Source organism: Streptomyces sp. P5F9 (genome assembly GCF_057961495.1).
Genome location: NZ_JBXVPZ010000955.1, coordinates 1 through 1094, shown reverse-complemented (window position 1 = coordinate 1094; position 1094 = coordinate 1). Strand labels below are relative to the sequence as shown.

The 1094-nt window shown below is 69.5% G+C and carries 1 protein-coding gene; it reads right to left on the bottom strand.

The genetic code is table 11. The annotated features are described in order from the left end of the window. Window positions 1-23 precede the first annotated feature (23 nt). Window positions 24-1073: an outer membrane protein assembly factor BamB family protein gene (locus AC31A1_RS51775; protein WP_489659971.1), complete on the bottom strand. Its 1050-nt coding sequence runs from the start codon at window positions 1071-1073 to the stop codon at window positions 24-26. Window positions 1074-1094: the final 21 nt, after the last annotated feature.

The following is a 1094-nucleotide window of genomic DNA, read 5'->3' as shown; positions in this document are numbered from 1 at the left end:
GGCAGGGAGGGTTCAGGCGGGGCTCAGACGGGGGCTTCGATGGCGTAGACCGTGCCGTCGTCGCTGCCCACGTACACGACCCCGTCGACCACGGCGGGCGAGGACACCACGGGGCCGCCTGTCGGGAACCGCCCGCGCTTGCGGCCGGTGGTGGTGTCCACGGCGTAGACGTTGCCGTCGTCGCTGCCGAAGTAGACGGTGGTGCCTGCTACGGCCGGGGTGGAGCGGATGGGGCCCATGGCCTTGAACCACCACTTCACCTCACCGGTGACGGAGTCGAGGGCGTGGAGACGGGCGTTGTCGTTGCCGACGTATACCGTGCCGTCCGCAACGGTGGGTGCGGACTGTATGGCGCTGTTGGTGTCGTAGCGCCATACCCCGTGCCCGGTGGACGTGTTGAGGGCGTGCAACTCACCGCGTCGGTTGCTGGCGTAGAGGTTGCCGTCACTCAGGGCGGATGGGCCGGAGACAGGGCCTTCGGGTACGCGGGTGCCCCATTTCATGCGCCGGGTGTGGGAGTCGAAGGCGCGCACCCGCTTGCCCCAGGTGCCGACGATTGCCACCGGACCGTCCATCACCACCCACCGGGGGTGATACAGGCCGCCCGTGGAATACCCCCAGCACTTGGCTCCGTGCTCGGCGTCCAGCACGATCAACCCCCAGCCGCCTGCGATGTACACCTGGCCGGCGATGGCCTCCACCGTTGTGGACATTTTGGTGTTCACGCCGAAGTCCCAGTGGCCCTTCCCAGTGCGGACGTCGATCGCGTGCAGCGTCTGGGGGGTGGTGGCGTACACGAGATCGTCGTGCACCGTCGGGGTCGACCAGACAGCGCCGGCGTTGAGCGGGCGGAACCACCTCTCCTGCCCGGTGGCGGCGTCGACGGCGTACAGAGTGCCGTCGTCGCTGCCCACATACACGACCCCGTCCACCACGGTCGGCGTGGACCGAACGCAGCCGCCGGTCCGGAAGCTCCACCGCTCGGTACCCGGCGCCCGGCGCGCGGGCTCCGGTGGGGGAGTGGGGAGTGGGGTGTCCGGACGCAATGTGACACCTGACCCCTCGGGTGTCACATTTCCTGCGGGGAGGGGTGG